This is a genomic window from Polyangiaceae bacterium (assembly GCA_020633235.1).
Classification (GTDB): Bacteria; Myxococcota_A; Polyangia; order Polyangiales; family Polyangiaceae; genus JACKEA01.
The window spans coordinates 196,761-218,177 of the sequence record JACKEA010000003.1; the positions used below are offsets into that span (position 1 = coordinate 196,761).

Annotated in this window: 21 protein-coding genes; 7 read left to right on the plus strand and 14 right to left on the minus strand. The window is 68.4% G+C overall.

What is annotated here, in order from left to right; translation table 11 throughout:
* The 4 genes from H6717_17710 to H6717_17725 form a co-directional block, all read right to left on the minus strand.
* Entirely contained in the window at positions 1-552 is a 552-nt protein-coding gene (locus H6717_17710; protein MCB9578869.1) for a TlpA family protein disulfide reductase, read from the minus strand.
* Positions 553-557: 5 nt separating this feature from the next.
* Positions 558-2,252, minus strand: coding sequence for a HAMP domain-containing protein (locus tag H6717_17715; protein MCB9578870.1), 1,695 nt, complete (start codon positions 2,250-2,252; stop codon positions 558-560).
* A 37-nt stretch (positions 2,253-2,289) separates the two neighbouring features.
* Complete coding sequence (locus H6717_17720; protein MCB9578871.1) at positions 2,290-2,592, minus strand: hypothetical protein; 303 nt, start codon at positions 2,590-2,592, stop codon at positions 2,290-2,292.
* Between the two features lie 110 nt (positions 2,593-2,702).
* Positions 2,703-3,761: a hypothetical protein gene (locus H6717_17725; protein MCB9578872.1), complete on the minus strand. Its 1,059-nt coding sequence runs from the start codon at positions 3,759-3,761 to the stop codon at positions 2,703-2,705.
* Positions 3,762-3,787: 26 nt separating this feature from the next.
* Between H6717_17725 and H6717_17730 the strand changes: the two genes are divergently transcribed.
* Both H6717_17730 and H6717_17735 read left to right on the plus strand, forming a co-directional pair.
* Positions 3,788-5,119 carry a M18 family aminopeptidase gene (locus tag H6717_17730; protein ID MCB9578873.1) on the plus strand — a complete coding sequence of 444 codons (1,332 nt, stop codon included), beginning with the start codon at positions 3,788-3,790 and terminating at the stop codon, positions 5,117-5,119.
* Between the two features lie 44 nt (positions 5,120-5,163).
* The gene (locus tag H6717_17735; protein MCB9578874.1) at positions 5,164-6,144 is read left to right on the plus strand and encodes an endo alpha-1,4 polygalactosaminidase; all 981 of its coding nucleotides are present in this window, start codon (positions 5,164-5,166) and stop codon (positions 6,142-6,144) included.
* A gap of 284 nt (positions 6,145-6,428) precedes the next feature.
* On the opposite strand, the gene H6717_17740 is transcribed toward H6717_17735, so the two are convergent.
* From H6717_17740 to H6717_17760, 5 genes are all read right to left on the minus strand, one after another.
* Positions 6,429-7,277, minus strand: a complete 849-nt coding sequence (locus H6717_17740) for a hypothetical protein (protein ID MCB9578875.1) — start codon at positions 7,275-7,277, stop codon at positions 6,429-6,431.
* Between the two features lie 91 nt (positions 7,278-7,368).
* Positions 7,369-8,112, minus strand: coding sequence for a hypothetical protein (locus H6717_17745; protein MCB9578876.1), 744 nt, complete (start codon positions 8,110-8,112; stop codon positions 7,369-7,371).
* 143 nt (positions 8,113-8,255) lie between these two features.
* On the minus strand, positions 8,256-9,059 hold the full coding sequence (locus H6717_17750; GenBank protein MCB9578877.1) for a hypothetical protein: 804 nt from the start codon (positions 9,057-9,059) through the stop codon (positions 8,256-8,258).
* A 121-nt stretch (positions 9,060-9,180) separates the two neighbouring features.
* Positions 9,181-10,197: a WD40 repeat domain-containing protein gene (locus H6717_17755; GenBank protein MCB9578878.1), complete on the minus strand. Its 1,017-nt coding sequence runs from the start codon at positions 10,195-10,197 to the stop codon at positions 9,181-9,183.
* 44 nt (positions 10,198-10,241) lie between these two features.
* On the minus strand, positions 10,242-11,576 hold the full coding sequence (locus H6717_17760) for a hypothetical protein (protein ID MCB9578879.1): 1,335 nt from the start codon (positions 11,574-11,576) through the stop codon (positions 10,242-10,244).
* 97 nt (positions 11,577-11,673) lie between these two features.
* Here H6717_17760 and H6717_17765 point away from each other — a divergent pair, with 97 nt between their 5' ends.
* Genes H6717_17765 through H6717_17775 form a run of 3 tightly spaced genes read left to right on the plus strand, consistent with a single transcriptional unit; the run spans position 11,674 to position 13,867 of the window.
* Positions 11,674-12,381, plus strand: coding sequence for a hypothetical protein (locus H6717_17765; protein MCB9578880.1), 708 nt, complete (start codon positions 11,674-11,676; stop codon positions 12,379-12,381).
* A 42-nt stretch (positions 12,382-12,423) separates the two neighbouring features.
* Complete coding sequence (locus H6717_17770) at positions 12,424-13,305, plus strand: 3-hydroxyacyl-CoA dehydrogenase family protein (protein ID MCB9578881.1); 882 nt, start codon at positions 12,424-12,426, stop codon at positions 13,303-13,305.
* A gap of 7 nt (positions 13,306-13,312) precedes the next feature.
* Entirely contained in the window at positions 13,313-13,867 is a 555-nt protein-coding gene (locus H6717_17775) for a hypothetical protein (protein ID MCB9578882.1), read from the plus strand.
* A gap of 34 nt (positions 13,868-13,901) precedes the next feature.
* Here the strand turns inward: H6717_17775 and H6717_17780 are convergent, their stop codons facing one another.
* The 3 genes from H6717_17780 to H6717_17790 all read right to left on the minus strand — a co-directional run bounded on the left by H6717_17780 (position 13,902) and on the right by H6717_17790 (position 17,961).
* On the minus strand, positions 13,902-14,507 hold the full coding sequence (locus H6717_17780; protein ID MCB9578883.1) for a hypothetical protein: 606 nt from the start codon (positions 14,505-14,507) through the stop codon (positions 13,902-13,904).
* A gap of 305 nt (positions 14,508-14,812) precedes the next feature.
* On the minus strand, positions 14,813-16,426 hold the full coding sequence (locus H6717_17785) for an FAD-dependent oxidoreductase (protein ID MCB9578884.1): 1,614 nt from the start codon (positions 16,424-16,426) through the stop codon (positions 14,813-14,815).
* 122 nt (positions 16,427-16,548) lie between these two features.
* Positions 16,549-17,961 (minus strand): hypothetical protein, encoded by a 1,413-nt coding sequence (locus tag H6717_17790; protein MCB9578885.1) that lies wholly within the window; start codon positions 17,959-17,961, stop codon positions 16,549-16,551.
* 142 nt (positions 17,962-18,103) lie between these two features.
* Between H6717_17790 and H6717_17795 the strand changes: the two genes are divergently transcribed.
* Positions 18,104-19,312 (plus strand): thiolase family protein, encoded by a 1,209-nt coding sequence (locus tag H6717_17795; protein MCB9578886.1) that lies wholly within the window; start codon positions 18,104-18,106, stop codon positions 19,310-19,312.
* Positions 19,313-19,366: 54 nt separating this feature from the next.
* Positions 19,367-20,278, plus strand: coding sequence for a hypothetical protein (locus H6717_17800; protein ID MCB9578887.1), 912 nt, complete (start codon positions 19,367-19,369; stop codon positions 20,276-20,278).
* Positions 20,279-20,282: 4 nt separating this feature from the next.
* On the opposite strand, the gene H6717_17805 is transcribed toward H6717_17800, so the two are convergent.
* Both H6717_17805 and H6717_17810 read right to left on the minus strand, forming a co-directional pair.
* Positions 20,283-20,822, minus strand: coding sequence for a hypothetical protein (locus H6717_17805; protein ID MCB9578888.1), 540 nt, complete (start codon positions 20,820-20,822; stop codon positions 20,283-20,285).
* A 162-nt stretch (positions 20,823-20,984) separates the two neighbouring features.
* Positions 20,985-21,407, minus strand: a complete 423-nt coding sequence (locus H6717_17810) for a universal stress protein (GenBank protein ID MCB9578889.1) — start codon at positions 21,405-21,407, stop codon at positions 20,985-20,987.
* Between the last annotated feature and the right edge of the window lie 10 nt (positions 21,408-21,417).

The following is a 21,417-nucleotide window of genomic DNA, read 5'->3' on the forward strand; positions in this document are numbered from 1 at the left end:
TCAGCGCGACTTGGCGTCCGCGACCATCTTCTCCAGCTCTTCCCGCTCCGTGACACGGGTATGCATTTTGAAGATGCGCCCTTTGGTGTCGATCACCACCAGCGTGGGCAACGCCCGCACTCCATAGGTGGAGGCGACCTTGGAGCCCTCGTCGAACACCGCCGGGTAGGAAAGACCCGCGCTCTTGGCGTAAGCGATGGCGTCTTCGCGGCGATCGTCGGTGTTGATCCCCATGGTCACGACGTCGTCCGGGTGCGCCTTCGCGAACGCGTCGATGATGGGTGCCTGCTCCCGGCACGGCTTGCACCAGCTGGCCCAGAAGTCCATCACCACCGGCTTGCCGATCTGGTCCGAGAGCCGAATGCGGTTTCCCGGGTCCCCGCCGTGGATGACCTCCAGGGCGAAGTCCGGCGCCGTGAGCCCCTCCATGGCGCTCTTCTCGCGCCCGATGCGGGGTAGCACGATCAGTCCGAACAGGCCGCTCACGATCACGACGAGCAGCCCCAGGACCCACGCCTGTTTGACGTTCGAGGTTGGTTTCAGCTTTTCCATGCGCCTCAGGGCGAATCTTCGCTGGACCGAGAAGCCCGAGTGGAAGAGGGAGGCCCCTGCCATTCCCGCGCTTCGAGCATTGCTTGGGCCGCCGCGCTGTCAGCTTCCGGCAGGCGCACGCGAATGCGAGCGCCTTTGAGTGAGCTTTCCGACGCGGCGATGGATCCGCCGTGCTCTACCACGATTTTCTTCACGATGGCCAAACCGAGCCCAGTGCCGTCGGTCTTCGTCGTGACGTAGGGATCGAAGATGGTATGGCGCATTTCTTCGGGAATGCCCGGGCCATCGTCGTCCACGTCCAGCACCAGATAGTCCCCGTCGCGCTCCAGCGTAACCCGTACCCGACCGCTCTCGCGTCCGGTGCCGGCGATGGCTTGTCCTGCGTTCCGCACCAGGTTCAAGAGCGCGCGCCGGAACATCTGGCGGTCCAGATACACCGGCGCGGCGTCCTCCAAGAGCTCGAACGAAAGCTCCACTCCGCGCGGCAGCACCGCCCGAGGCAGCTCGCCGCTCTCGGTCTCTTCGTCCAAGAGCGAGATGCGCTCGCGTTGGTCGCGCAGGAAGTCCGCCAGGTCTTCGCGCTCGAGCTCCGCCTGAGGCAACCGCGCAAAGCTCGAAAACTCGCTCACCAGGCGTCGCAGGGTTCCGACTTCGTCCTCCACTATCTCCAGGGTGGTGTCGAGCAAGCGCCGGAACTTGTCGTCTTCCCCGCCGTAGCGGCGGTGCACTTCCTGCACGGCGAGCTGAATGGGTGTGAGCGGGTTCTTGATCTCGTGCGCCAAACGCCGGGCCATCTCCTGCCAAGCGCCGATGCGCTGCAGGTACTCGATACGGGCGCGGCTGGCTTCCACCTCGCCCAGCATGCGGTTGAAGGCACCGGCCAGGTCGGCGATCTCGTCGGCGCCGTCCTCCGGCACACGAATGCTGAGGTCGCCCGCGCCCACTCGCTTGGTGGCGTCCGCGAGCTCGCCCAGGCGCGAGGAAACGCCCCGTGCGAGCAGTGTTCCCACCCCCACCGCCGCCACGATGGTGATGCCCAAGAGCGCTGCAAAGGCATACACGTAGCTTTGCTCGTCCGATTCCCGCCGCCGCTCCACCTGCTTGTAGGTGTCGACGAACTGGCTCATCTCGCCGAGCTCCTCGAAGCGCGCCTTGTCCGCAGCGAACACCGCCACCACCCGCGGCACCGGCGGCGCCTGCTCTTCTTCTTCTCCGTCCGTTTCCGGCTCGAAGGCTTCGTCCCCGGTGGTGGCGTCCGGCTCGCGCTCCGCCAGCGGGCGCACGACCTCGAGCTTGTTCTCCTTCTTTTCGTCCAGCGGATAGCCGCGGTCCACCATCGCGAGGCGCTTGCCCGTGGCGTCCAGCACTTCCAGCGACACCAGGCTCGGGTACCTCGGGAACACGCGCTCGAGCTCGCGCTGCGTCGCCGCCGCGTCCTTGTCCGTCGCCGCCTTGCGCAGCGCCGCGCTCTCCGAGATGGCGCTGGCCGCGTTGCGCATGGACGCCTTCACCGCGCGCGCCAGCTCCTGGTACAGCCCCAAGCTCTGATCGAGCCGCGATCCGATCTCCGGTACGAAGAAGCGCGCAGCCGTCTGCCGCACCATGCTCTCGGCAAGCAAGATGGCAACCAAGACGGGGATCAGGGCCGTGAGCACGATCGCCAAGGCCAGACGCCGCCGGATGCGACCGGATGCGGCCATCCGCGGGATTCTAGACGCACGCACCGAACGCTGCCCGTCAGCCCAGGGCCTTTTGCACGGCTTGCCCGAGTTTCTCGCAGCAGGAATCGTAGGCGAGGTCTGCAGCGCCGTTGGGCTCGAAGTGCACGCGCACGTTCGTGGGGGGCTTTCTGTGCTCCGGGCACTTCACCGCGCCGAGGCGCTTGCCCACGTCCCGAGCAGCCTGCTCGAAGGCGGCGGCCGCGCGACGATCGGAGACCTGCTCCACGGGAACGCGCTTGCCCCGAACGGTGACGGTCACGGTCACGTGCATGCCCCGATGTTCGCCCAGCTGGCCGCCCATGGGAACGCCCAGTTTCATGGGGATGTTGGTTCGCCGCGGAAACGACGCACTGAGAGCGGGTCTCCAAACCTCCCGTCGCCGTACGGTCGATTCATCCGCGCTGACTCGGTCCGGCTTTGCGACCCGCTCTAAGAGAACAAGCGCCGGAGCAGCACCATCGGGTCGAAACCGAGGAGCTCCTTGACGTCGCGATCCACTCCCGTGCTCTCGCGCACCTTCGCGAGCACGGGGGAGAGTGGGCTGTCCGGCCCGAACCAGCCCGCGGCGCCGACCCGCTCCGCCAGATCCCGAACGGCGATGAACGCGGCGCGGCCCACGTCCACGCCCAGGGGCAGCGCGATCGCTGGCGTGGCCGGCGAGACGATCACGTCCCGGGCGGCGACGGCTGCCGCCCAGGCGCCGGGAGACGGGTGGTGCACCAAGCGCCGGAGCGTGTCCACCTCGCCGTAGCAGCCGAGGGCCAGCGGCCCTGCGACGGCTTCCGCGGCCCGCGCCAGGTGGCGGTAGTCGCGGCGCCAGTCCCCGGAGATCAGTCCCATCTCGCGCCGGAGCTCCGCGGGCCCGAGCACGAGGTCGAAGCCTTCCCCCTTGCGGCGCAGCACCAGCGTGGTGAACACCTCGCCACCCTCGAAGGCGCCGAAGCACACCGCCTTGCCGTCGGGGCACAGGGCGTCGAGCACGCGGACGATCACTCGGTGATGCGGCACCGGCCAGGCGGAGAGCTTCCACGGCCACACCACGACCTTGTTCTCTGCCTCCAGCTCCCGCAGCACGCCGATGAAGAGCAGCGCCTGAGCCAGGGCGTCGTGCTCCCGGCGCACGCGTTCGGCCCAGCGATCCATCAATTCTTCCAGGGCGCCGGTCGACAGCTCGATGGCCCAGCGAGCGCCGTGACGCTCGGCCAGCTCCGAAAGCGGCTCCGGCCAGGGCTGCTCTCGGATCGAGAGACGCCCGCTCTCGGTGGATATCAGCTTGCGGAGCCGGGCTCCCGTCGTCACGGCCACCACGCCGCCACGCCCGCGGCGTCCGGGCTCCGGTGGCGCGGCGTCGGCGACGGCCGGCGGTTCCTCTCCCTGCCGACTCGGATCCTCGCGCTCCCGCGGCATGCGCGGCGCGCGGAACACTTCCGCCAGACGAACCCAATCGTCCGTGTCGAAGCCTTCGAGTCGTACGTCGGGGGTGAGCAAGGACCGCGCGGAGTATAGTCGTCTCCATGTCCAGCGCGACCCCCCTCGACCGAGCCCGAGATCTCGTCTCTTTCATCGACGCCGCGCCGTCGCCCTACCACGCCGTCGCGGAGGTGAGCGGGCGCCTCGCGGCGCGCGGCTTCAGCGAGCTCGACGAGCGCGAGGCTTGGCAAATCGAGCCCGGAGCGCGGCATTTCGTGGTTCGCGCCGGGGGCACCGTGGTCGCCTTCGTTGCTGGGCAGCGCCCGCCGAGCGAGGCGGGTTTCGTGGTGATCGGCGCCCACACCGACTCCCCCAACCTGCGCGTGAAGCCGGCGCCGGACATCACCGCGTCGGGTCTCCGGCAAGTGGGCGTGGAGGTGTACGGCGGCGTGCTGTGGTCCACCTGGCTCGATCGCGATCTCGGGATCGCCGGCCGCGTCTCCCTGGCTGGTGGAGGCACGCGCACGGTGCGCTTCGATCGCACCATGTGCCGCATTCCCAACGTGGCGATTCACCTGAACCGCGAGGTCAACAGCGGCGGGCTCACGCTCAACGCTCAGAATCACCTCGTGCCCTTGAGCGCGCTGCAGGGCAAAGCGGAGAGCACCCGCTTTTCTGCATTGCTGGCCGAAGAGCTCGGCAAGACGGGCGACGCCACCAAGGTGGAGGACGTGCTCGGTTGGGACTTGTGCCTTTTCGACATGCAGCCCGCCGCCATCGGTGGCGCCATGAACGAGCTGATCCTCGCTCCGCGCCTCGATAACCTCGCTTCTTGTCACGCCGCCCTCGAAGCCCTCGAAGCGGCGGGCGACGCCGGCAATCCGACCCGGGTGATCGCCCTGTACGATCACGAGGAGGTCGGCAGCCAGAGCGCTGCCGGTGCCAAGTCTCGCTTTTTGCGCAGCGTGCTCGAGCGCGTGGCCGGCGCGTACCCCAAGGCCGGCGATCAGGCCGCGAGCCGGGCGTTCGCGCGCTCCTTCCTGCTCAGCGCCGACATGGCCCACGCCCTGCACCCGAACTACTCCGAGAAGCACGACAAGCAGCATGCCCCAGCGCTGGGCAAGGGCCCCGTGATCAAGGTGAACGCCAACCAGTCCTACGCTACCGACGGCCCGGGCACCGGCGCCTTCGAGGCGGCCTGTCGCGAAGCCGGCTTCTCGCCGCAACGCTTCGTGTCCCGCAACGACATGCCCTGCGGCAGCACCATCGGTCCCATCTCCGCTGCGGCCATGGGCATGCGCACGCTGGACGTGGGCAACCCCATGCTCAGCATGCATTCTTGCCGGGAGATGGCCGCCGTCGCCGACGTGGACCCGATGATCCGCGCCATGACGGTGCTGCTTTCCGCCCCCGCGCTGCCCGCTCCTCGGGACTGATCGCCAACCCGCGTCGCCCGTTGTACGATCCCGTCATGCGCAACATGGTCGGGGTCGGTGCCGTGGTGTTCGTCCTGATCGCCCTGGGAGCCTGCTCCGACGAGAGCAGCGACGCAGGCAGCGGCGGAGCCGCCGGCACGGATGCTGGCGTGGGCGGCCAGAGCAGCGGCGGCAGCGCGGGAACGAGCACCGGCGGTAGCGCGGGAACGAGCACCGGCGGCAGCGCGGGAACGAGCACCGGCGGCAGCGCCGGCTCCGGCGGCAGCGCGGGAACGAACACCGGCGGCAGCGGCGGCTCCGGCGGGCCCTGGAGCCCCAAGCCCGGCCTGAGCTGGCAGTGGCAGCTCACCGGCACCATCGACGAGAGCGTCGACGTCGCCATGTACGACATCGACCTGTTCGAAACGCCCCAAGCGACCATCGCCTCGTTGCAGGCCAAGGGCCGCGTGGTGATCTGCTACTTCTCCGCCGGCAGCCGCGAAGACTGGCGCCCCGACGCCGCAGACTTCGCCGCCGCCGACTACGGCAAGAAGCTCGACAACTGGCCCGGCGAAAACTGGCTCGACGTCCGTTCCGCCAACGTCCGCGCGATCATGAAGAAGCGACTGGATCTGGCCGTCAGCAAGGGCTGCGACGGCGTGGAGCCCGACAACGTCGACGGTCAATCGAACGACACCGGCTTCCCCCTCACCAAGCAGGACCAGCTCGACTACGACGGCTTCTTGGCCACCGAGGCCCACGCTCGCGGTCTCTCCGTCGGTCTCAAGAACGCTCTCGAGCTGGTGCCGGATCTGGTGAGCCAGTTCGACTGGGCGCTGAACGAGGAATGCTTGAGCTTCTCCGAGTGCAACCTGCTGAAGCCGTTTCTGGACGCGCAGAAGGCAGTGTTCCACGTGGAGTACGTGGACCAGTCGTCCCAGGGCGCTCAGAAGCAGCAGAGCGTGTGCGGTAACGCGACGATCACGGGCTTCTCCACGCTGATCAAGACGTGGGACCTCGACGCCTGGCGCCTTCCGTGTCCGTAGCCAACTGAGAATCCCACCGCCAGGCTCGGCACCAGGGCACGCCAACCGCCAAGCTCGCCAAGACCAGAGAGAGGCTTCGGGTCGTGAACGTCGATGCGATTCACAGCTGCGTCGCAAGCGCCGCGAACGGTCTCCACGTGCGAAGCCAGTGATCTTGGTCTCTCTTGGCGCCCTTGTCTTCTTTCTGGTCGTGCCCACACCGCGAGCGCAAGGGCTTCCGCGAGGTTCCGCGGCGGACCGACAACATCAAAGTCGTTGCTTTTGTTGGAGCGGCGCGATGCCCGTCACGGAGGGGGCGGCGCGAAGCGGCTGTCGGGGAAGGCCTGGGGCGGCGCCGGAGCGAAGACGGGGCGCGGCTCGAAGCGTCGGAACACCTGGATGCCGCGCGCTTCGAGACCTCGCGCGTCGTCGTAGCGCAGCGTGATGATGCGTGCGGGCGAGTTGCTCTGACGCACGAAGCTCACCTCGCGGACGTGGCTACCGCGCTCTTCGCCGAACTCGGTCCCGATGTTGCTGGGCGCGTCGGTGCTGGGCGCGCGGCTGGCGCCGGCGCGGGGGCGGCTCTTCTTCGGCGTGGGAGCGGGGCGCGGGCGCTCCTCGTTCCGCCAACGCACGACGGGAGCTTCTCGCTCCGGGAAGAAGGCGACGCCGATCACGCCCACGTTCTGGGGCGTGCCCATGCGCGACGAGTAGCTGCTCTCGGGATCCGTGAAGCGGAAGGTGGCGACGCTGTCGAGGCTGGTGCGGAAGCCTTCGATGCGCGTGGAGCCGAAGGGCGGCACCACGTAGCCGCGGCCGGTGACGAAGTTGCCGCGGCGGCCGGTGATGACATCGCGGCCGTCCACCGTGACGACGGCCTCCACCCGGCGCGAGGTGGGATTGTTCACGACGATGACGTAGCGATCGCCCTGCTCCCCGAGCACCCAGGTCTGACCGCCATGCCGAAAGGTCTCGAGCCGCGAGCCGCCGGGGCTCTCGAGCTGCATGGAGAACGCAGGCCGTGGCGGGGGCGGCGGGTGCCAGGGGCGTCGCACCACCTTGGGCGATTGAGCGCTGGCCCCCGCTGCGAGGGTAACGAGACCGCCGAGCCCGAGCAGGCCGGCGATGAGGATCTTGCGTCGGGGGAGTGCCATGTCCGAGCCTCCGGTAAAGAACGTCTGCCCCCACAGACGAGCGACGCCGGCAAAGGATCTAGCGGACCCCGAGGCCTGAGAAAAATGCCAACTATTCCGAGATGTTGAAGAGCAGGCTCGCTTCCGCTTCCCCGGCCACCACGCTGAGCGCGGCGGCCCCCGGGGCAACGCCCACCACGCTCACACTGGCCCGCTGGTGACCCGGCTCGGAGGCGGGCCCACCGAGGGTGGAGAACGCCAGCACGAAGGGATCGCTGCTGGTCCAGCGCAGACCGTCGTGGGCGAGCAGCTCCTGACCATCGGCGTCCCTCACGACCACCGCCACGCTTTCCGTCTGTCCCACCACCGCCTCGACCCTCTCACCTGCGGAAAACTCGATGCTCTCGGCGCGATGCACGCGGATCGTCGCTTGGTCCAACAACTGCCCATCGGCGCGGATCAGGCCGAGCTCGGTGTCGCCCGGGGCGTGGGCGCTCACCAAGATGGCGTTCTGGCACTCCTTCTCCCAACCGTCGGCGCACGCGGCGTCGGGCGACACCGAGTGCACCTCGGCAGCGTTGCCGCTCTGTCGAGCACAGCTGCAGCTGCGCGAGAGCACGAAGGTCGCGACCTCGGGCCGGGACGAGCGCACCTGGATGTCGGCGGCGTCGCCGGGTCCACTCACGTCGATGCGCTCGGTGGAGCCCGCGAGCAGCGGACGCTCGAGGCCGCAGCCGGCGAGGCAGCTCGCGCCATAGCTGAACTCCACGCGACCGAGATCTCCGGTCGTGCTTCCCTGGGGCTCGCAGGCCACCGCCAGCGCGGAAGCCAGCAGCAAGAGCGCTCGGAGCTTCATACCGGGGCATGCAAAGCAGCCGGCGTGCCAAGTGGAATTTCCGCTACTTACGCGAGGTGTGGGGCCGAGCGTTGTCCGCCGGCCACAGCGATCGCGCACACCTCGCCACCGGGAGTTCGCGCCCCCGTGATCCGCCGGTCACATCAGTTGAAGGTGTCCAGCGCTGGTCCCACGGCGGTGATCACGCTGGCGAAGCCCGCTTCCACGACGCAGTTCTCGCTACCGTAGCCGGGGTACTGAGCGCTGTTCGCGTTGTGGATCTGCCAACCCAACAAGTCGATGGTCTGGCCCTGGCCCGCGCTCACCACGCCCGCTCCGGTGGAAGCATCCACCGACAAAAGCGAGATGGTGCCCCCTGGCTGCCCGCACCCGCCGCCGCCTTCCTTGAACGTGCACTCGGTTCCGTAGCTGAGCTGAGGAGCGGGATAGTACGGGAGGTCGGGAATGCTCTGGGCCACGAACCCGAAGTCGCGTCGCGCTGCCGCGACCCACGCGGAACCCGCAACGTAGCTCCAGCCGTTCTGCTCGCCGAAGCCCACGCCTTCGCCCTTCGTGAACTTGTCGCTCAAGTCCGGACCCACCCACTTGAAGACCAAGAGCGTGCTCACGGTCCCGAAGGAAATCTCGAGCGCCGAGCTCGACACGTTCTGAATGATGCCGCTCTCGTTCGAGCCCGGGAGTGAGTCGAAGCCCACCTCGGGACCGCCGAGGGTCGCGTTCTGCTTCAGTTCGGCGCTGCATTCGTTGCCGGCGGAGCCGCCCGCGCCGGCCATGCCACCGGTCGCGCCGCTGCCGCCGGTCGCGCCCACACCGCCGCTACCGCCCGTGGCCCCCACCCCGCCGCTACCGGCTTGAGCACCAGAGCCGCCGCCGCCATCGCTCGAGGACTTTCCGCCGCAAGCCATGAGCATCGAAGTCGAAAACACGAGAAGCAAGGCGTGTCGCATGGCCGGCTCCTTCAGCAACAACCACGCCAAGGCTTTTGTCGGGGTTTGTGCCCGCTCTTGTGCCACATCCCTGGCACAGCGGAGGCCTGTCGATCATGTCGGCTCGCCGCGGAACCAACGATCAGCGGACGGCCCAGACGGTGAGGCGCCCATCGCGGTCCGCCGCCGCGAGCACGCCGCTCTGCTCGTCGAAGGCTACGTCTTCCACGGCACCGCGCGTATCGAGGGCGACGCGTTTCGGCCCCGCAATCTCCGCCAGCTCGAGCCCGTCGGAACCGCCCCGTGCGAGCCATTTGCCGTCCGGCGTGAAACGGATCTGCTTCACCCAATCGCCGTTCTTCAGGTGGGCGGTCTCCTTGGGCGGATCGCCGAAGCTCCACAGCGTGGTGGTGTTCTTGGCGCCTTCCTCCGCGAGCACGCTGCCGCTCGCGTCGAAGGCCACGGCATCGGCTTCACTCTCGTGGCGCACCAACTTGTGGAATGCCTCCGGTTCGCTCACGTTCCACCACCAGATCGAGCCTTGGGTCCAGGCCACGGCGACCTTGTTGCCATCCGGGCTCAGCGCCAGGCTCTTCACGTCCACCGGCGGGCCCGGGACGACGATTTCGGCGCCGGCGCCGCCGGCGAGATCCAGGATGCGCACCACGCCATCGTGGTGACCGAGGGCCAGGTGCTTGCCGGCAAAGGCAGCCGCGGTCACACGCGCAGGCGCCGTCTTCGGGCTGGGCAGCTTGCCGAGCTTGTCCGCGCTCACCACGCTCACGCCGTCCTCGCACACGATCACCAGCCGCGAGTCCACGAAGCCGAGACCGGTGTGCACGATCTCCTGGCAGCGGCGCACGTCACCGACGCGCTTGCCGCTGCCGAGGTCGTACACCCGCACGGTGTCGCGGTTGGCGAACGCCACGCGACCGAGACGGGAGCTGACGGCCACCGCGCGACCGTAGCCACCCGCCGCTGCCTCCCACGAGAGCTTGACCCGATCCGCAGTGGCTGCGCCGATCGCGGGCCGAGCCCGGTGCGCCGCGGGCGCGCGTGCCGCGCGGGGCTTGGCGGCCGCCGGGGGCGGAGCCGCGGCACCGCAAGCGAGAGCCAGCACGCCCAGGACCAGCGCGCCCTTCTTGGACCATCGAGGCATCCGACGCACGGTAGCCAAAGGGCGCTGCGGGCGACAAGTCCGCCTCAACGCACGCGCATCATCGACAGCAGGGCGAGGAACAAAAAGCCGAGCATCACGCCCAATACCCCGATGGCCACGACCCAAGGGCGGCGGCTGCCGTCGGCGACGCGGGCCGCCGCTTCGCGGTCGCTCCCGGCGGCGAGCAGGTGCTGGTCGAGACGAGCGCGGGCGTCTCGGGTGTGGAGCACCATCAGCACGGCCGCCAACAGCGCCGCGGCCACGGCGAAGGCCGCGGCAATGTTGCGGGCACGGCGCACGCGGCGGCTCTCGACGGCGTAGCCCGAGAGCAGACCATCGAGCAGCAACGTGTCCGCCACCGCGAAGGTGTGAGCCGGAGGAGCGTCGCTGGACACGGGCGAGAGCGGCCAACCCACCGCCGCCGGCGATGCCAGATCGGCCTCGCTCGAAACCACGCACCACATCGGGGCCGTGCCGAGCTTCGGGAAATCCACGATGGCCGCTGCGCCGCCCCGGGAGTCGGGTGCAAGGGGCACGCTGTCGCCGAACAACCGTCCGTCGCGATCCAGGATCGCGTAGTAGGCGCGCTCGTGCACGATGGGTGACGCGAGCCACAGCTTGCCGTTCTCGAGCCGCGCGTGCAGCGCGCCGGGGATCACCGGAAGCGCACCGAACCAGGTGCCCTCGCGCTCGCCCTTCCGAGCGGTGAGGCGCACCGACACGGCGTGCTCCCGCGGTGTGACGTCGAACAGCGCGCGCCCCTTCGCGTCCGTCACTCGCTCCTTCTGACGCGCGTCGACACCATCCGGCGACAGGCTCAGCGTGGCTCCTTCCACGGCGCCGTGCTCGTCGTTGACCTCCACGAGCAGAGGATCCGAAAACGGTACGGCGAACACCCCGCGCGCCGGCGCCACGCGAAGCCGCAGCGCACCACTCGATTTCCCGTCGATGAAACCGCCGCGGCGGCGGGCCTTGTGGAGCCACGCTTCGCGCGTCATAGAGACGCTGCCTCGCGCGAGCTCGGCCGGAGGCGTGAGGCTCACCACGTGCACGCGAACGGGCCCCTGCGCTGGAACGCCCGGATCGAGGCTCACGAAGGCGCGCCCTTCCGCGTCCAGCGCGCCCTCCCAACTCACGCTGGAGCCGCTCGGAAGCGTCGCTTCCACCCGTGCGCGCTGCACCGGGGCAGCGGCCTCCACCTCGCCGAGGCGTTCCACGGCTTCCAGCTGCCAGGAAAGGCGCGTCGCGCCCTCCACCGGCCCGCCGTACAGCCGCGCGCCCCAGTAGGGACGCGGCGCGCCGACCACCAGCGTGGCGAAGCCCACCACGAAGACGGTGATCACCGGCAGGGAGTACAAAAGCGCCTGCGTGGCTCGCACCGGAGTAGATTACCCTTCCCTGCACTCTTCGGGGCTGTTCGACCATCAATTCCTTGCTTGCTCGCGGGCGCCTCGGGTTAGGCTCCCGGCCCGCCGCATGGCCGAAACGGAACGCAAGAAGAAACGGGGCAAGAAGGCCCCCCGCCGGGAGCGCAAGGAGCGGCGCTTCGTCGGGAACCAGACGCAGAGCTCCACCGTCGCCGCCGTCGCAGGAATGCTGGGTGCAGGCGCGCTGGGCGCAGGCGTGTACGCGCAGTGGATCAAGGATCCACCCATGAGCTACGGCAGCTACATCGTCGCCGGTGGCGCGTTGGTGCTGGGCGCTGCGCTGTGGTTCGGCGATGCCGGCGCCATCCCCGTGCGCGTCGGCGACGCAGGCGTTGCCGTGGAAAAGGGAACCGAGATCATCCGCCTGGCGTGGTGTGATCTGGAGCGCATCTACGTGGAGCGCTCGTACCTCGTGCTCAGCGGGGACGGACTGAAGCTCGAGCTGCCGATGGCCGCCCACAAGGCTGCGGCTGCACGGATCCTGAAAGAAGCCGTCGAGCGCGTGCCGGACGTGCTCGACGTCAAGCAGAGCGCCACGGACTCGCTGCCCGAGCCCAAGGACGACGACGGCGAATGGGTGACGATCACCGGCGTCCAGGTGGCCGGCAAACGTTGCGCCGAGAGCGGCGAGGTCATCACCTTCGAGGGAGATGCCCGCCTGTGCCCGAGCTGCGGACAGGTCTACCACCGGAACAAGGTTCCCAAGAAGTGCGTGACCTGCGAGGCGGACCTCGCTGGGCACGCGGTACGGCCCTGAGGCGGTAGACATCGCGGGCCGCAGGGAATACTCCTCTGTTTCATGGCAGAGGCGGTCCGGGTGGTCACGGTGCTGGGAGCGGGGACCATGGGGCGGGGGATTGCCCAGCTGTGTGCGTCCCGCGGAACGTCCGTGCGGCTGTTCGACGTGCAGGCAGCGGCACTGGATGGCGCCCTCGCGGCCATCGAGAAGCAGCTCGGGCGCATGGTGGAGAAGAAGAAGCTGACGCCCGAGGCCCGCGCCGCCGCCATGGATCGCATCGCCCGGCACACGGAGGTGACCACGGCTTGCGCCGGGGCAGACCTCGTGATCGAGGCCGCACCCGAGGACATGGCGCTCAAGGTCGAGCTCATGAGCCGCGTGAAGGCAGCATCCGGCGGGGACACGCTGCTCGCATCCAACACCTCCAGCCTATCCATCACGGAGCTCGGACAAAGGATCGACGCGGCGGCTCGCACCGTGGGACTACACTTCTTCAATCCGCCGCCGGTCATGCCGCTGCTCGAGATCGTGCGCGGCCTGGGAACCTCGGAAGCGACGGTGGAGCGCGCTCTCGCCTTCGCGAAACAGATCGAGAAGGAACCCATCGTCGTCAACGACGTGCCGGGCTTCGCGTCCAGTCGCCTGGGCGTCGCCCTGGGCGCCGAGGCCATGCGCATGCTCGAGTCCGGAGTGGCGAGCGCCCAGGACATCGATCGGGCCATGGAGCTCGGCTATCGCCACCCCATGGGGCCGCTGAAGCTCACGGATCTCGTTGGCCTCGACGTGCGCCTCGCGATTCTGGAGCACCTTCAACGCGAGGTCGGGGAGCAGTTCCGCCCCCCGACGATCTTGCGACAGATGGTCCGGGCCGGTCGCCTCGGCAAGAAAGTGGGACTCGGTTTCTACCGCTGGACGGACGACGGTCCCGTGGTCGCGGATTGAGGTCGGCGTGTACGGCGAAGCTCAAGTCAAAGGATACACGCTGCTGTCCTACGTGACGCCGCTGCAACGCGATCGCAGCGCGCTGTGGAAGCGTGTGGAGGAGCACCTGAGCGACGACGGGCGAACGTTCTTCACTCAGCCCATCTTCGCCAACTCTTGGTACCCCCGGGTCCACTTGCACGACCTGATGAAGGCCTTCACCTCCGCGGTGAACGGTGAGCCGAAAGAGATCCGAGAGCTCGGCGCCATGGCCGCGCGCTTTCAGGTGCACGTCATCTATCGCATGTTCCTGAAGTTCGCGACACCGGCCCTGGTGTTCAACCGGGCGTCCAGCGTGTGGTCGCGCCAGAGCACCCTCGGCAGCTTCAACGTGGTGGAAGAGGCGGACGACTACCTCATCGGCGAGCTCGAGGATCCGGACCTGCCGCAAGGTATCCCCGAGCTCATGTGCGGCTGGAGCGACACCATCATCGCCATGCTGGGCCGCACGCCCTATCCCACCACTTACAATCGCGTCACTCCCCAGCGCTATCGCTTCAAGGTGAGCTGGGTGAGGCGCTGAGGCGGGCTCGCGCACGGCAAGCCCGCCTTCGCCGTCAGCAGGTGGGGCAGCTGCAGGTCACGCCCGTCACGCCGGACTTGTCCGAGCAGGCGGAGAAGATGCCGGTGCACACGGAGGGGCCCAGACAGCTGCAGGTGGCGTCAGAGCCGCACTGAGCGGGCACGTCCACGCAGTGGTTCGTTGGGCCGAGCTGGGCCACGTCGCTGACGCACGCGTCCGCCTTCGCGCACTTGGCGCAGTCCGGCACGTTCATGCACTCCACCGCCGGAACGCAAGGGCCGTAGCAGGACCCCTTGACGCTGGGCACCTCGCCCGCAGCGCACGTCGGCTCGGGGATCTTGCAGGTGACCTTCTTGGTGTCGCAGTCGAAACCGGCGACGCAGCGCCCCGCCTGACAGCTCGGCTTCTTCTCGGCGAGCTGCAGCTCGGTGCACTTGTCCACCAGGCACGTGTTGGGACACGCTGGGGGTTGCGGATCGCTGGGCGAGAGCGCCGTACAGGTACAGCAGTCGGAGTAGAGCGTGCAGTCCGAGTCGGTCTTGCACTCGGGGCCCGGCGGCGCGCCTCCGCTGCCCGCCGCGCCACCGCTGCCCGCCGCGCCGCCCGCTGCCCGCCGCCCGCCGCGCCGCCGCGCCCGCACTCCGCCGTCGCGCCGCCGCTGCCCGCGGCTCCGCCTGTCGCGCCGCCGCTGCCCGCAGCTCCGCCCGTCGCGCCGCCGCTGCCCGCAGCTCCGCCCGTCGCGCCGCGCTGCCCGCGGCTCCGCCCGTCGCGCCACCGCTGCCCGCGCCGCCGTCCTTCCCTCCGCTACCGAGCCCGGAATCCGACGACCCGCCGCAGCCCACCGCAACGACCAGCACGACCACGCTGAACAGAACTGTTTTCATGACCCACCTCCGAAGCAAGCTGGGTTCACGGTAGCGCCTCGCAGGCGTTTCGTCGAGCCGGCTACTCCACCGCGTCCGGCAAGCCGTTCGCGGCGCGCAGCAGGTTCGCTGCCACGCGGCCGGTGCGCACGGCTGCCTCCATGCTCGCCGTCGGCTGCGAACCGACCATCCAGTCGCCTGCGAAGGTGAGGTTTTCGTAGGGTCGAGCCTCTTGCACCACGCGGTACTTCCAGTGCCCCGGCTCCATCAGCAAGTAGCGCAGGTGATGCGCCGTGTTGCGACGAAACACGAAGTGATGGTTGTCCGTCTGATTCAAGATCTTGTCGATGTGAAGCTTGGTGCTGTCCACGAAGGGCAGGTCGTCGAAGGACTCGAGCAAATCTCGGGCGATCTCCATGTCGGTCAACCCCGCATGGCGCCCCTCCTGGCCTTCGAACTCGATCACCGAGCCCCAGCTGCTCTGCGCGAGCTCCGTCACTCGGTTGGTGTAGTCGATGATCGTCGCCCCGGGCTGCGGCGTTCCCATCACCACGGTGCTGTAGCTCGACGGCATCACCTTTTCCGGTAGCCACATGCGCATGGACAGACTGGCCACGCTTCGGAGCCCCCACATGCGACGGAGCTCCGGCACGTCCAGCACCGCACGCTCGAAGTCCGGGGTCGTGGACAGCAGAGTGCGCGCGCTGTCCACCGGAAGGGTGCACACCACTTCGTCGAAATCCGCGCCCAGAGTCCGCACCACCTCCGCCACGCCGGTTGCGGGCGCCGGGTCCCCCACCGGATACGGGTTTTCCTCCAGCGAGTAGCTGCCGCCGATGGGCGTAGGCGTCACGTAGTCGGAAATGCCCGCTACCGGCGTCACGTCCGCCATCTTGCGCGTCCCGAGCTGAGTCACCTTCTTGGTGGTGGGGTCGAGCTCGATGCGCGTGACCTTGGTACAGAACTCGATGCTGCCGCCGAGCGACACGAACAGATCCGCGACGGGCCGCACGATGATCTCGCTCAGCGGTCCGTTCAGGTAATAAACAGTGCTGTTCTCCGGTCCCATCAAGCGCTGGAAGCCGTACATGCCCACGTAGGCGCTGCCCTCGTTCGGGTAGTTGAATGCCAGGTCCAGCACGTAGCGGAACCAGCTCTTCCGCGTGAGGCCGATATCGAGCCCCGTGGACACGCAGTAGGCCGTGAAGGCGTGCTCGTCGATGTCGCTCTCTACCGTGCTGAGCAGCAACCGGGCGCCCGTCGTCGCCATCCAGCGCGCCGCCGCCAGCTTCTCCGTGAAGCTCATGCCCTGGTAGCCCACGAAGCCGCTGTTGAAGAGCGCTGCCACGTCCAACGGCCCTTGGGGGATATCGAGACGGTTCACCGCGCGAGCGCTCGCCTCGTACATCAAATGCTCGCCCTCGTTGGGCGTGAAGTACACCGGATTGTCGATGGCGTGACCGCCGCGCCCCACCAGCGTCTGCAGCGCGCGGTAGTAGCCGAACACGGCGTGGAACCCGATCTCCATGAAGCGCCCGTCCGGGAAGCGCCAGCTGGCCGCCTTGCCCCCGAGCCGGTCCTCCATGCACAGGAGCGTGACCTCGAACTTGTCTTTGCCACCCTCTTGCAGGAGGTGCACCCCCGCCGACAGCGCCGAAAGACCGCCACCCAGGATCAAGACCTTCTTCTTTGCCACGCACGCATCCTCGTCGGCGTGGCTTTCGGGGTCAAATCATTGTTGTTGGTGCGCCGCGGGTCCCGCGCCGTTCGGCATCGCGAAGCGACGTGCCCGCGGCGTCCCGACAAAAATCAAAGGCGTCAGCGCAGGACGACGGTGGTCGTGTCGGTGCCGGAGATGGATCCGTCGAGACTCGTCGCCACCACCCGGGCAATCAGATGCTCGTTCTTCGGAAGCGTGGGGTCGTCGAGCACCATCACCGGTACCTCCAACCCCGGAACGTCGACGATCGGACTGCCGTCTTCCCGCTCCAAGAAGAAGCGGTAGCGGAGCGGCACCTGCTCGTCGGGGTTCTTGACGCGCCACTGCAGAACCGTGAGATCCGACTCGTTGCGCACGACGTCCACGCGAAACTGCGGGTCCTCGTAGCGCTTCACCAGCTCCGCAAAGGCGAAGCCGGTGACGGGATTGCCGTCGAAGGTGCCGCTCACAGTGCAGCTCCCTTCCCAGAAATCGCCGAACCACTGAGCCACGCCTTCGAACAGGCGACTGACGGCGCCCAAGATGTTGGGCGGAGGCTCGTCCACCAAGGGCGTGAGCTGATCGTGATAGCGGGGCTTGATCACCAGGTTGGTGTTCCACTCCGGCGCTTCGAAGGTCCATTCCGAAGCGTAGGTGGCGTGCTGCCGCGGCGAGCGCCAGAACTTCGTGCGCTTCCAGCGGTGCGCGCCCACCAGCTTGTCGAAGGACTGGTCCGCGCGGATGAGGCCCGCGCCTCCGTATGCAGGGAGGCTGGGCGTGGTGCCGTTCGCGTCCCACACGGTGGTGAGCAGGATCTCGTCGCCCGAATCGAGCTGGATGCTCATCCATTCGTACTGCTCGAGATACTTGTTGCGTAGGGGCGTGACGTAGAACGGCCCCCACTGGTGGTCGTACCAGCCCATTCCGGTCACCGTCACCGTCTCGCTGCCGCTGCCGTCGAGCTTGGTGAGCTCGAGCGTGCCCGTGACGGACATGCGCGAGAGCGAGTAGTAGTAGAAGGATCCGTTCTTGCCGAAGGGCAGGTAACCCCTGCCGCCGGCTTCGTAGGGGCGCTTCTCGTTCGTCAGCTCGAGGTGAACGGAGAACTTCTGGGCGTCGTCGAAGGCGGACAGCTCCGAGGCGAAGGGCACGGCGCTCCCGCCGCTCAGCTTGGTCTTCCAGGTGTCCGTACCGCCACCGTGCTTGAAGGTGAGATCCAGACCATCCGGCGACGGCCTGAGGAGCCCCCACGCGGTCCCGGTCCACGCCCCCAAGTACTTGTCTTGGGCATCGAAGGCGCGCACCACCAAGAAGCGCAGCGCTTGGGTGAAGTAGGCGGCGAACACCACGAAGGTGCGCCCGGCTCCGCCCTGCTCTTTCAGGTGCGTGTTCAAGTACACCCACTCCATGTCGCTCAACGCGGGATTCGCGATGCGACCGGGAAGCAGGCGGTGCCAGCCTTCGTCGCGCGGGAATCTCACCGCAGAGCCAGGTCGATGATACGGCCACACGTCCCACGGCGGATCCGACATGGCGGTACGGTACACGCGCCCCGTTGCGAAATGAAGCCCGGGGGGCTCGCGAGCTTTTGGAACGGCGCGGGTCGGGGTCGCGCGCAGCGAAGGCGGAATTTCGCGCAAAACGCTGGCGGCTTCGGCTGCTATGCTGGACCGCATGTCAGCGTCCGCCGTCTACGTCATCGATGCCGTCCGCACGCCCATTGGAAAGTACCGCGGGGCCCTGTCCGCGGTGCGCACGGACGATCTCGCGTGCCACGTGATCGAGAGGCTCGTGGCGCGCCAACCCGCGCTCGCGGCACGCATCGATCAGGTCGTGTTCGGCTCCACCAATCAGGCCGGAGAGGACAATCGCAACGTTGCCCGCATGGCGTCGCTGCTGGCGGGGCTGCCCTACGAGGTGGCCGCCGTCACGGTGAACCGCTTGTGCGGCTCCGGCTTGGAAGCCGTGAACGACGCCGCCCGTATGATCGCCCTGGGCGAGGCCGACGTGGTGGTCGCCGGTGGCGTGGAGAGCATGACACGGGCCCCCTACTCCATGCCCAAGCCCACGGAGGCGTTCCCGCGCACACCGCCGGTCATCTACGACACCACCCTGGGCTGGCGCTATCCGAACCCGAAGATGAAGCAGCGCTTCGAGCTCATGGGCATGGGCGAGACTGCGGAGAACGTCGCCAAGAAGTTCGGCATCGGCCGGGAGGAGCAGGACGAGTTCGCCCTCGGCTCCCACAAGAAGGCCGCCGCCGCTTGGGAGCGCGGCGCCTTCGCCAAGGAGGTCGTGCCGGTGACCATCCCAGAGCGCAAGGGCGACCCCGTCACGGTGGAGCGGGACGAGTCGATTCGCCCGGATACCTCCCTGGAAAAGCTGGCCAAGCTGCCGGCGGCGTTTCGTGAGGGCGGCGGCGTCACCGCGGGCAACTCCTCGCCGCTGAACGACGGCTCCGCCGCGGTGCTGCTCTGCAGCGAAGCCATCGCCAAGGAGATGGGGGTCACGCCGGCCCTGCGCGTGGTCGCCTCCGCCACGGCCGGGGTGGACCCGAGCTACATGGGCGAAGGTCCAATCCCGGCGACCAAGAAGGCGCTGTCGCGAGCGGGCCTGCGGGCCCCCAATCTGGACATCGTCGAGCTGAACGAAGCATTCGCTGCCCAGAGCCTGGCCTGCATTCGCGGACTGGATCTCGATCCCGCCAAGGTGAACGTGAACGGCGGCGCCATCGCCTTGGGCCATCCCATCGGCGCCTCGGGCGCGCGCATCGTCGCTACCCTGCTACACGCAATGCAGAGCGATCCGGCCGCCAAGCTCGGCCTCGCGACGCTGTGCATCGGCGTGGGGCAAGGCATCGCGACCCTGTTCGAGAAGGCCTGACGCGAGGTATCCTCTACTGGCATGGGCGGCGGCTCGAACTGGCTGGAGGACGTGATGCGTCCGACCGAGAACGACTCGGCGGACGTTCGCTGGGCGGTGGAGACGGCCACGGCGCTGTGGCATCGCGGCGACCGCGAACAGAGCGTTTCTTGGATGCATCACGCGGTGCAGGCCGCCACCGCGGATGGCCAGCACGCTCGCGCGGACGAGCTCGATCGCGCGGCACAAGAGCTCGAAACGCGCCCCGTTCCCCGGGCGCCGAGTCGCCCGCCGCCGAGCCCCGGTGTCGGTCTACCCACGGCGCGTTCGCCGGAAGAGGTCACGGGCAGCATGCGCCACCACGCGCGCACGGCCCCCTACAAGGTGGCGCCGGACGACATCACACACCTCGAAGCGCCCGACTCGGCGCTGCTGGAAGCCGCCGCGCAATCCATACCGGCATCCAGCGACACCGGCCCCACGGAGCCCATCAACGAAGTGCCTCAGCCGAAGCCCGAGCGTCCGCGCCCCCCGGTCTCGTCGGATTGGCTGGAGCCGACCGTCGTCAACGCCGGAGTGAAGCGCCCGGTGGAGCGCACGATGGTGATGGACGTGAACGCCATGATGCGCGAAGCCGAGCGCGCGAAGGCCCCGGTCGTCACCACGCCGGACGCCGGCGAGGACGAGCCCGAGAGCCGCGACACGGATCACGGATCGAGCGCGGGCGTGCCATCGGAGCGCGCGGAGCCGCCGAGCGTGCTCACCAGCGCTCGCTCGCCGTCGTCTCTGCCCAAGGTGCTCACGCGACCCCCGAGCCAACCGGATACCCTCGGTAGCCCGCACGGCCCCCTCGAGCCCATGCACGCCGTTCGCGTGGCGGTGGCGCGAGGCTCGGGCAAAGAGCTCGCGGTTCGCCTCTTGGGCCCCGACGAAGCAGCGCCCGAAGGGACGCAGGAAGCGCTGCTCCTGGCTCTGGGCAAGGGTTGATCGACTACGCCGTCGCGCCGCGGTGCAGGCTGACGGAGCGGGCGCCCTCCATCAGGAGCTTCTGCGCCCGATGCACGTCGTCCGCAGTGCCCGTCGCAATCAACAGGAAGTGTTCGGCGCTGAGCTCCGCTTGGTAGCGGATGACGCTGTCCTTCGGGATACCGATGCTCACTAGCGCCGCCGCCAAGGCACTGCCGGCGCCTCCCGCCACGGCTCCGGCAGCGGCGCCTTCGATGGTGCCCATGAGCACCGAGCCGATCAGACCTCCAGTCAAGATCGGCCCCACGCCGGGGATCCAGAAGAACGCGGGTGCGAACACGATGCCGAACACCGTGCCCCAGAAGGCACCGAGGCGTCCCCAATGCCGGACGCGGTCTCCGGCGTTGTAGAAGCCGACGGGGCGCTCTTCCGTGTGGTAGTCGCGCCCCACGATCGACAGCTTCTTCATGTCGAACCCCGCAGCTTGCAGTCTGCGAATCGCCGCCTCCACGTCCTGGTGTCGATCGAAGATCGCGACGCAGTTGTCCTGAGCTTCGGAGGTCATGATGTCCTCGCCTTTCCGCCACAGGTCCTGCTCGGCGCGCACGGATCAGCATGAAGCGAAACGCGGGGGAACCTGGACTTCGCCCGGATCAACACGCGCCGCGCTGTGACATTCCTGGCGAGCGCGGCGCGAGGTTCCGCGCCGGACCAACCCAAGAAGACGTCAGCGAACGATGGTGACGGCGCAGTGCGCGTGGTGCACGACCTGGTCGCTGACGCTGCCGAGGAGCAAGCCTTCCATCTGCGACAGGCCGCGGCTGCCCATCACGACCAGATCCGCCTTCACCTGCTTGGCGTAGCTCACGATCTCGTGGGATGGATGGCCGAAGGTGACGTAGCGCTTGGCGGGCGTTCCCTCCAGCACGGCCTCCGCCGCCTGAAAACTGCCCTTGGCGACCTCCTCCTTGACGTGTTCGAGCTCCTCCCGCGATTGGCGGGCAAGGCCCATGGCCGACGCGGTGGGCGCGTCGTACACGTACATGAGGATCAGCTCGGCACCGGTCTGCTTGGCGAGCTGTCCAGCGAACCGGACGGCCTTGGTGCTGCCTTCGGAGCCGTCGACGGGAGCGATGATCGTGTTCAACATGATGGGGCAA